8 protein-coding genes and 1 pseudogene are annotated in these 8,999 nt (G+C 71.5%); 3 read left to right on the top strand and 6 right to left on the bottom strand.

Annotated features, from left to right (window positions below; all coding sequences use genetic code 11):
• Positions 1-369 precede the first annotated feature (369 nt).
• Positions 370-603, top strand: a complete 234-nt coding sequence (locus AA75_RS22610) for a hypothetical protein (protein ID WP_051813075.1) — start codon at positions 370-372, stop codon at positions 601-603.
• Between the two features lie 414 nt (positions 604-1,017).
• Here AA75_RS22610 and AA75_RS49625 read toward each other — a convergent pair whose 3' ends face one another.
• From AA75_RS49625 to AA75_RS22585, 6 genes are all read right to left on the bottom strand, one after another.
• Entirely contained in the window at positions 1,018-1,167 is a 150-nt protein-coding gene (locus tag AA75_RS49625) for a hypothetical protein (RefSeq protein ID WP_158515548.1), read from the bottom strand.
• Between the two features lie 346 nt (positions 1,168-1,513).
• Positions 1,514-4,138, bottom strand: coding sequence for an SEL1-like repeat protein (locus AA75_RS22600; RefSeq protein ID WP_158515547.1), 2,625 nt, complete (start codon positions 4,136-4,138; stop codon positions 1,514-1,516).
• 117 nt (positions 4,139-4,255) lie between these two features.
• Positions 4,256-4,429 (bottom strand): hypothetical protein, encoded by a 174-nt coding sequence (locus AA75_RS50975; RefSeq protein ID WP_199520390.1) that lies wholly within the window; start codon positions 4,427-4,429, stop codon positions 4,256-4,258.
• 1,059 nt (positions 4,430-5,488) lie between these two features.
• Positions 5,489-5,725, bottom strand: a complete 237-nt coding sequence (locus tag AA75_RS22595; protein WP_051813074.1) for a hypothetical protein — start codon at positions 5,723-5,725, stop codon at positions 5,489-5,491.
• Complete coding sequence (locus tag AA75_RS22590; protein ID WP_033822008.1) at positions 5,722-6,570, bottom strand: sigma factor-like helix-turn-helix DNA-binding protein; 849 nt, start codon at positions 6,568-6,570, stop codon at positions 5,722-5,724. The genes AA75_RS22595 and AA75_RS22590 overlap by 4 nt, the downstream gene beginning before the upstream one ends.
• A gap of 538 nt (positions 6,571-7,108) precedes the next feature.
• Complete coding sequence (locus AA75_RS22585) at positions 7,109-7,978, bottom strand: hypothetical protein (RefSeq protein WP_051813072.1); 870 nt, start codon at positions 7,976-7,978, stop codon at positions 7,109-7,111.
• 106 nt (positions 7,979-8,084) lie between these two features.
• Here AA75_RS22585 and AA75_RS22580 point away from each other — a divergent pair, with 106 nt between their 5' ends.
• On the top strand, positions 8,085-8,423 hold the full coding sequence (locus AA75_RS22580; protein ID WP_033822007.1) for a hypothetical protein: 339 nt from the start codon (positions 8,085-8,087) through the stop codon (positions 8,421-8,423).
• Positions 8,420-8,999: pseudogene (locus tag AA75_RS22575) on the top strand (hypothetical protein); the annotation flags it as partial. The gene AA75_RS22580 and the pseudogene AA75_RS22575, both read left to right, overlap by 4 nt.

Below are 8,999 nucleotides of genomic sequence, written 5' to 3'. Positions count from 1 at the left end.
CCGGATCGTCGCCGAGTCGTCCGGCCGCGGCGGCCTGGACGCCGGTCGCCGCGTCGAGGTGCTGCTCCCGGACGGGCGCGGCCGGGAGCAGCACCGGACGGTGTCCCCGTGCCTGCACGGGAGGGGATCCACGTCGGGTGGGACCTGGCGGCCGCGGCCTTCTGACCGGTGGTTGCCTGCTGCTGGCCGACCCCTCACGCCCGCAGCCGCCGCGGGGGCAGCCAGTCGTTCGGACAGCGCCGGATTCCGGCGCCCGTCCGCCTGCTAATCCCGGCCCGGCTGGCGGGCGTCCTGCCTGCTGTTTACCGCGGCCCGTTGCTCCTCCGGTCGTGGCTCGCGTCGGCCTGTGCGGGGGCGTACACCAAAGACATGGACCGCTTCGGCGACATACCGGAGGTGTGCGACCTGTGCGGCGCGCTGGTCCCGCCACGGGACCTGGCGCAGCTGCGAGTACCGGACTCCTCCGCGGTGACCACGGAACCCGAGCTGGACGGAGAGCGGCTGCTGCGCGCGTGCGGCAGACCACGCCTGGTCGGGCTCGCAGCCGTCTACCAGCACCGCCTCGTCGTAGACGACCAGGACAGTGCGCAGCCTGACACCTAGCGCGGCGGGCGACCATGGTGGCGGGGCGCGGGGGCGGGCGGACGACCGCGGACAGCACCCGCCCGGCACCCGGGGCGAGCCCACGCCGGGCGGCGCCACTCATCCGCCCGCCGGTGCCTCGGCCGCCCGGCCGGCGTCGGCGGCGGCGGCCTCGAGTCGGTGGCCAGCACCTCGAGTTGCGGGTCGTCCGCTCCCCAGGATCCGCCAGTCGCTGGCTGGAGGTGGGCGGTGGTGGTGCTTGTGGAGCGGCGGCCCAGTTCGAGGTGCGGGCCTTGCGGTAGGTCTGGCCGAGCAATGTGGACTCGGTGCCAGCTGGTGCAGCTTGGACAGCGGCGATGCGGCCCTGAGTCGGCCGTCGCCAATGTTCCGGCGGGCAAGGGTGATAGGCCCGCCGGCTCCCCGGCCGGGTGGCTGCTACGAGCGCTGCCGCTGCCGCAGTGCCCGTAGTCCGAGGTCGTAGCCCATCCCGGCGACGGCCAGGACCACCAAGGGCCAGACGGCCGGGGAGCTGGCGGGCAGCGATCCGCGGCTGAGTGCCGATCCGAGCACACTGGCGCTCAGCATGACGGTGCCCGTTGGGACGCTGCGCAGCCACGCGCGCGGCACGCGGAAGTCGTCGGACGTGGCGGGCGGATCGGTGAGAGGAAGGTCGGTGCTTCGGCCGCGGTGGGGCTCCGGGCGCTGGGCACCTCCCCTCCGCGCGACGTCCGGTTGCTGTCGATCCGGCACTCGTGTCTCCTTTGATCGGCTGCGGCACTTTCGTTCCGCTGTGTGAACGGGTACTGGGTGGGTGAACGGCCGGAAGGGGCCAGACCGCCGGGTCTCCTCCGGCCGCGGTTGTGAGGAGGTCCGGCGGCCGATCCGGCCGGGCCGGGGGTCATACCTGCGGGGCGTGTGGTCGGTCCGCTGCTCAGTCGGTTTCCGAGGCTTCCCGCCGGGCTTCGATGTCGCGGATCTGCTGGCGGATCCATCGTGCGTGCTCCGCCGCCTCCTCGTTTCCGTGGTCGGCGGCGCGCAGGTACCAGGAGAGGGCGGCGGTGAGGTCGCGGCGGCGGCGGTGGTAGATGACGGCGACGATGCGCATCGCTTCCACGTCGCCGCGCTCCGCGGCCAGCTCGCCCCACCTCAGGGCGTCCTCGACGGGGCCCGTGGTGGCGAGGATCTGGGCGGCCTTGCGCATGGCCCCGGTGCGCAGCGGGTCGGGGTTGTCGCACTGGTTGGCGGTGTTCTCGCACCAGGTGAGGGCCTGGTCGCGGGGCAGGAGACCGAGCAGTTTGAGGATGTGGGGCAGGCCGACGGTGCCGCCAGCCTGCGCGTCGCGGTGGTAGTAGGTGATTGCTTCGTCGAGGCGGCCGGCGTGACGCAGGAGGTCGCCGGCCATGCTGAGTGCGCTGGGGTGGCCTTCCGCGGCGGCGCGGCTGAACGAATCCAGGGCCTTGCCGGTGCAGCCGGTCTCCCAAAGCAGTTCGGCCATGGCGCAGCGGGCTTCGGTATCACCGTCTTCTGCCCGGTGGTCGAGCCATTCCAGGGCTTCGTCGGTCTGCCCGATGCGGTGCAGGAGTTGGGCGGCGTGATGTACGGCGGCGTGGTGGAGTGTGGCATAGCGGGGGTCGGCGGAGCGGGGGTCGGCGGAGCCGGGACCGAGGTCGGCGGCTTGCCGGTACCAGTGGGCGGCACCGACCTCGTCGCCGGAGAGGCGCAGTTGGCGGGCCACCTGCACGGCTGCGTAGATGTCGCCCTGGTCGGCCTTGCTGCGGAGCCAGGGGATGGCCTTGGTGGACATGCCTGATGTCATGAGGAGGTCGGAGGCCAGATTCATCGAGAGGTGGTCGCCCTGGTCGGCTGCCTGCTGGTACCAGGTGGTCGCTTCTTCGATACGGCCCTGGGTCTCGAGGAAGACGCCGCCGAGGGTGAGGGCTGAGGTGTCTCCGGTTTGGATGGCTAGGTCGAAGCTTCGGGTACGGGTGGCGGGGTGGGCGCTGGGGTTGGAGGTGAGGTACTCGGTGACGCGCTCGCCGGCGAAGTCGGCGGCGAGCTGGATACGCCGGTCAGCGTCGGCATGGCGGTGAAGGACTACGCGTTCGGGGTCCGTGAAATGGGAGGGGACATGGATGCCGTAGGTGTCGATCAGGGTGCGGGCCGGGTCGAAGGGGTCGGGGTCGACGCCGATGGGATCGAGCAGCCCGGCACGCGGGCTGAGGGTGGCCAGGAGCAAGACCGGGGCTCGGTCCATGTTGTGGAGAAGGTTGTTGATCTCGAAGCACAGCCGCTGGGACACCGCGGGCTCGCTTCCGAGGAGGTTCTCGATCCTGTTCAGCCACAGCACGGTCCTTGGTCCGGCCGCCGCCAGCGCGTCGAGCACCTCGCCGATGCCGCCGGAACCGGAGGGTTGCCACAGCTGCCATCCGTCAGGAACAAGAGCTAGAGCCTCCCAACACGACCGGGCCCGTCCGCTCGCCCGGCCTCCGTGCATGATGGCAACGGAGGTCTGGCCGGCCACCGCCCGCCGGACTACCTCACGCAGCATCGCGTCGTGGTCCCGCTCCACGTACGGAGCCAGGACAGGCAGCACGACCGTGGAGGCCAGGACGATCGGCGGCCGCACACCGAATGCGAGCGGATCGGTGATCTTGCGGACCGGACTGCCCAACGGCGGGGATGCACTCGCGGCGGACCACATCGCGCCGGCGCGCTGCGCCGCAGCTTCGGGGTCCGCTCCGGCCAGGTGAGCGAGCGCGGTGGCAATTGCCTCTGCCTCGCCCTGGCTCGACGGGAGATGTGACGACCCCAGACAGCGTGTCACGGCAGCCCGGCCCGGCAGCGCGTTCAGTGTGTCCTCCGTCTTGAGGTGCCGGACGATCCCCTGCACCGGCGGGTAGCCGGCGTCCTGGTAGAGCGAGTACACGTACTCCTTGAAGATCGTGACCGGGCCTGGGGGCGTCCATGGCAGCCTGACGAGGCGGGCCGGAGGGCGCCGCGCCCGCACGGGTACCTCACGAACAGCGGCAAGACGGGCAAGCTGCGGCCGCAGAGCCGCCCTGCGCGCCGACCGGCTTCTGCCAGCAAGTGCCCGGTCGGCACCGGTGGCCCACGCCGTCAGCGGATGCTTTCCTGCGAAGCATCCCGGCACCCCGGCTGCCAAGCGGATGAACGACATGAAGACATCCTTCGACGGCGTGTGCGTGCCTTTCAGCGCATCACCGAGCGTGCTGCGCTGCAGCGGCGGTGTTCCGCGCTGCAGCGCCCACTCCTGCATCTGCCGGAGCGAGGGGTCCCCCATCTGCCAGCGCAGGAAGCGCATCACCTGCCCCAGCTGGGACCGGTCACGGAGTTCCCCCGGCTCATGCCACTGCCTGCCCGCGCTTCCCCGGTTGGCCGCTCGCCACAGCCTCCGGGCCTCGCGCAGCTCCGCTTCACCTCCGCCGCACACCCGCACATACGCCTCGACCGTGATCAGGCGAGGGCACCCGCTGCCGGAGTCCGCGCGCGCCCAGGTCGAATGCGAGCGCCCCTGCGCGGCTTCGTGCTCGGACATCTGGCGGTGCGTCAGGCCGGATCGTTCCTTGAGCCCCCGCAGGAAGCCGGCGAGGTCCCCGACCGGAGAGCCTTCCGGAATTTGCTTCCTCGGCCGTCCCATCGTGCCGCCCGCCTATCAGCGGTGCCGCTGCGCCGACAGCGCGGCGAGCAGCTGGCACGGTCCAGCCACCAACATACGGGCGGTGTCGGTCGGCCTGACGCTCACCTCGCGCGATTGTCCGGAAGGCGGCGAGGCGGTGAATACGTCGAGCCTTGTGCTGGCGGGGACGGCGAACGTCGGGCTGTGCATGTCTCTCCTTCAGCGATTGGTCGAGGGACAGCCCGGGCGGGTGCAGCCGCGCCGAACTCATCTCCACTGCTTAAGTGTTGAGCATCTCGCCGCCGCCGATGACCACGAGGGTGGACCCGTTGAGACAATTGGAGGCACTTGACGCGAGAACACTGCAGGTGAGCGACCATGAGCGCACAGTGGCGGAATGTGAGGGGCACATGCGTCCGGACCTTGCGCACGGGAACAATGTGCTTCAAGTTGTTGCGAATCCGTCCGAACCCCGAGGCATCGCCTCCCTCCTCGGACACGAGAAACGCGCAGGTCAGAGGCCCGAATTCGCACCGTACAAGCCGATGATGCGCGGTGTCCGACGGTCGGAACCCGCTCGACCTCGGCCAGAGTGCGGCAAGGTGGGAAAGCCAGTTCCCCTTCAGCGAATCTCGAACTGCGCCCACCGGCCGACCAGCGGTGCAGACGCTGCCGGCCCGAGATGACGGCCTTCGGACCGCTCTCGCACAAGGGGCGGCCGCCACCGGCGGCCGCCCTGTCCGTGCCCCAGTTATGAGGGCGCCCGGCCTCCTCTTCCTTGCACCGCTCCTTCTCCACGCTCACCAGCGACGTGAAGAGTTCAGCGCGCTGGGCGACGGTGACGTCGTCATCGGGGCAGGAGACTGAGATAGCGGTGAGCGCTTGGCGTTCGCGAGGGGCGATGGTGAGGCTCCAGCGGGTTTTGATGGCGCCCCAGTCCTCCAGGTAGGTGCAGCGGTAAGAGGGCAGACGCGCCGGTACCGGACAGCGATCGCGGTTCCTGTGGCCTGCTGCGCAACGGTGCTGCTGGTGATGCCGACGACGGCGTTGGGGGTGTGACTGCGGCGCCACTTGGTCCAGCCGGATCTGTAGCGGGAGGCCGGGTTGGCGGGCTTGGCCACCGCGCTTTCGACGACGGCCGATCCACTGCCGGGCCTCGTTGGGATCCTCGGTGGCGAGTATGACGATCCGGGGCTGGCCGTGGACCAGCCGCGCGGGGCGGGCCTGCTGGTGTCAGGCCCGCCCGCCAGAGGATGCTGTCGGGCGCGGTCAGCTTCGCATCTGGGCGTACACCGCCAGGGTCGCTATGCACAGCGTCATCGTCCCGCCGAAGGCGATCCCGGTGGCGATGAGGGCGCTCGGCCAGGTCTTGCCGTCCACCTTCGTCAGCGCGCCGGCGATGCTCGCGATGATCATCGAGAGCAGCACGGCCATGAGGATGGCGATGAGCAGGAGCGGGAGCTGCGCCGTGCCGCCCGAGGCGGCGAGGGTCGTGAGGGTGGTCACGCCGCGGCCCTCCGCTTCTGCCGGAGCACGAGGGTCTGCAGGTCGCGGGGCAGGCGCAGCCGGCCTTCCCAGACCTTGGAGCGGACCGACTGCCGGAACCGGTAGAGGATGCCCTCCACCATCGGCACGGTGATCCCGAGGTGCTCGGCGATCTCGGCCTGGGAGTAGCCCTCGATGGCCATCGTCATCACGGAGCGGGTCCGCGGCTTGGCCGTGGTCACCATCCCGAGCACCTGCTCGCACAGCTCGGTGACCATCTCTGTGGCCTGCTCGCTGCGGTAGCCGAGCGCCTGCTCCAGTTCCTCGGCCGTCAGGCCCTTCGTGTGGGCGAGGAACTTGTCCTCCTGCTCCGCGCGCCAGGTCATGTAGGTCCGGGGGAACTGCAGCAGACACATCCCGAAGAAGTACGTCTCGAGCGCGGCCGGTGCGCGGTTGCCGTCCGGGAGCTCGTGCGGGTTCCACTGCCCGCCCAGGACCGCCCGCTTGTAGAACCGGGTCCACGCCTCAGCGATGGTGCGCACGGCCAGCTCGTCCCGGTACGCCGGGTTGCGGTCCAGCCCGTCCTGGTCCTCGTCGGTGAGGACCAGCGGGACCATGCTGTTCTTCTGCTTGACCAGGCCGGCGATCTCACCGGTCCTCATCTTCGCCCGGAGCCGCTTGTACGCGTACCCGAACAGCTCGGATGCCAGGTGCTGGGTCAGCGGACGCTTCGCGGGGTCCGGTCGGCGGCCGGCTTCGCGCCGCACGTCCTCGACCCGCTCGATGTCCTGCCGGACCCGCTCGGAGAGCGCCCCTGCCCCCTGCCGACCCTGGCCCGCTCCAGAGGTCGGTCCTTCCTTCGCCATAGCTTCCCCTTGTCGATGGTGCCGCGCCGATGCTCGTTGTAATCGGCCTTCGCGGTCTCTTATGCATCCGTCTTCCGAAGTTCCTTCGGTTTCGCTGAAACTTCTTCGGACCTTTTTGGGAGCGGCTCGTTGGGGAGCTGAGCACCCGCGCCAGCACGAGGCCCCAACTACGTTCCTGTGCGCGCGGGCGCGTCCCGTCCCAGTCCCAACGGAGTTATTACGGCGGTGTCGGCCTCTGTTCGGGCTGTCGTCCGGGAAAGTGAGGATCCGCCAGCCGCAGGCTTGCCCCTCCGCGGTCCGTGGCCCGGACTGTAGGCGGTTGAACGTGCCGGTCAAGCCCCCTGACCCAGCTGGTTGCCGACAGCCTGCGGGCGAAAAGCTGCGCACTCTACACCGCCGGGCGGGCGGGTCAACCCCCTTCGGGGGCGGCTCTCACGGCGTGGGCCGCTCCTGTGCCGCCGGGGCCGCGGCGACCTGCTCGGGCGTCAGGTCCGCCCGCACCCGGACGGGGCGGGGTCGATGTCGGAACCGGCCGAATTCAGTGGGCGCGGCCTGGTCGGCCTCGACCTCGAGGACGACGTCGGGCAGCACCGGCTGGTACAGGAACGACGGCTGCCCGGGCAGGCCGGGCGACGGTCCCTGGCAGTTCGGCCAACCCCTCGCTGGCCGGGTGGAGCAGCGGGGCGAGTTCGGCGCGCAGCCGGGTGCCGAGGGGGAGGGTGACACCGACCGTCCGGAGTCGGCCGCCGGGGTCGGGCTGGGCGATGACGGCGGCCTGCTGCGCCGCGGTGCTGCCGGTGATGCCGACCACGACCGCGTCGGTGGTGTGTCTGCGGCGCCACTTGGTCCAGTTCGAGCCGTAGCGGGGGAGATAGGGCTGGTCGGCGGGCTTGGCCACCGCGCCTTCGACGCCGCCGCCAAGACTGCCGATCCACTGCCGGGCCTCGTCGGGGTCCTCGGTGGCGGGCAGGGCCTGCACCGTGCGGGGGCCGGCGTCCAGGAGCTGGAGCAGGCGGGCGTGCCGTTCGGCCTGGGGGTGTGGGCGCCAGTCGGCGTCGAGGCCGAGCAGGTCGAACGCGGCGTAGTGGACCGTGAACGGCTCGCCGCGGCGCGGGCCGCCGCCGGCGCGGGTCTGCAGCAGGGCGAACGACAGCGAGCCGTCCGGCAGGACCGCCAGGACCTCGCCGTCCAGGGTGGCGTCCGGCAGCCCACGGGCAACGGTGATGAGGTCGGCGAAGGTGTGGGACAGGTCGGTGCCGTGCCGGGAGAACAGCGCTGCGCCTGCCCCGGTCCGCAGAAGGGCTCGCCAGCCGTCGACCTTCGGGGACAGCAGCAGGCCGGGGCCGGTCGGGAAGTCCTCCACGGGCCGGGCCAGCGCGACGTCGACGGGCAGTTCGAACGGGGCCACGTCCGGGTGATACCCGGCAGGGATGTGTCCTGACCTGCGCGGACAGTCACGGGCGGTCGCGGGTCGGGACTTGCGCCTTACCGAACGTGCGTTCGATACTCGGGGTGTGAGCACCACCCCCGCCCCCACCTACTACGGCCGCCCGCGCCAGACCCCGAGCCGGCCGGGGGACGCGGAGCGCGCGCCGCGCGAGCTGATGGACGCCGGCGGCCAGCACCGCGAGGACCGCACCTGGCGCCTGGTCCACATCCGCATCGGCGGCCGGTGGCGCTCCGGGCTGCTCACCGTCTGGCGCCGCCCGGCCGGCAGCGCGGTCTGGGTCGCCCATGTCCGCTGGGGCGAGGACCTGAACTGGGGCTGGTTCATCTACGACCCCGCCACCATCCGGATCGCCCCCACCCCACCCGACGAACCCGCCGGCCCGCCCCCGGAGACCACCCGGTGACCGTGCCCGCCCCGGCCGACGGCCGACCGTCCAGGACCGAGCGCCTGGCCGCGCTCATCGAGGCCACCGACCCCGCCACCCGCCTGCGCACCGGCACCACCACCCCCGTCCTCCCGGTCCACCAGGCACTCGTCCCGCTGCTCCCGGACGGAGGCCTGCGCCCGGGCACCGCGGTCGAGGTGACCGACGCCGGACTGCTGCTGGCACTGGCCGGAGGCGCCGGCACTTGGCTGGCGGTGATCGGGATGCCCGACCTCGGACTCGCCGCCGCCCGCTCCCACGGCGTCGACCTCGCCAAGGTGCTCCTGGTCGACGACCCCGGCACCGACACCTGGACCGACGTCCTCGCCGCCCTCATCCCCGCCGTCCCCCTCATCCTCCTCAACGCCCCGACCACCATCACCCCGCACCTCGCCCAGCGACTGACCGCCCGACTGCGCCAGCACCAGTGCGTGATCCTCACCCCGTCGTACTGGCCGGGGTCCGTGGTGCGGATCGAGGTCACCAAGAGCGCCTGGAGCGGCCTGGGCGCGGGATGGGGGCAGCTGCGCGAGCGCCGGATCGTCGCCGAGTCGT

The organism is Kitasatospora sp. MBT63 (assembly GCF_000710465.2).
GTDB lineage: Bacteria > Actinomycetota > Actinomycetes > Streptomycetales > Streptomycetaceae > Kitasatospora.
Note: the sequence above shows the minus strand (reverse complement) of the source record. Positions and strands in the feature narration are given on the sequence as shown.

What these genes read in the sequence shown, in the direction of transcription:
- AA75_RS22610 (WP_051813075.1), top strand. Translation starts at nt 370, where the DNA reads ATGGACCGCTTCGGCGACATACCGGAGGTGTGCGACCTGTGCGGCGCG.
- AA75_RS49625 (WP_158515548.1), bottom strand. Translation starts at nt 1,167, where the DNA reads ATGCTGAGCGCCAGTGTGCTCGGATCGGCACTCAGCCGCGGATCGCTG.
- AA75_RS22600 (WP_158515547.1), bottom strand. Translation starts at nt 4,138, where the DNA reads ATGTCCGAGCACGAAGCCGCGCAGGGGCGCTCGCATTCGACCTGGGCG.
- AA75_RS50975 (WP_199520390.1), bottom strand. Translation starts at nt 4,429, where the DNA reads ATGCACAGCCCGACGTTCGCCGTCCCCGCCAGCACAAGGCTCGACGTA.
- AA75_RS22590 (WP_033822008.1), bottom strand. Translation starts at nt 6,570, where the DNA reads ATGGCGAAGGAAGGACCGACCTCTGGAGCGGGCCAGGGTCGGCAGGGG.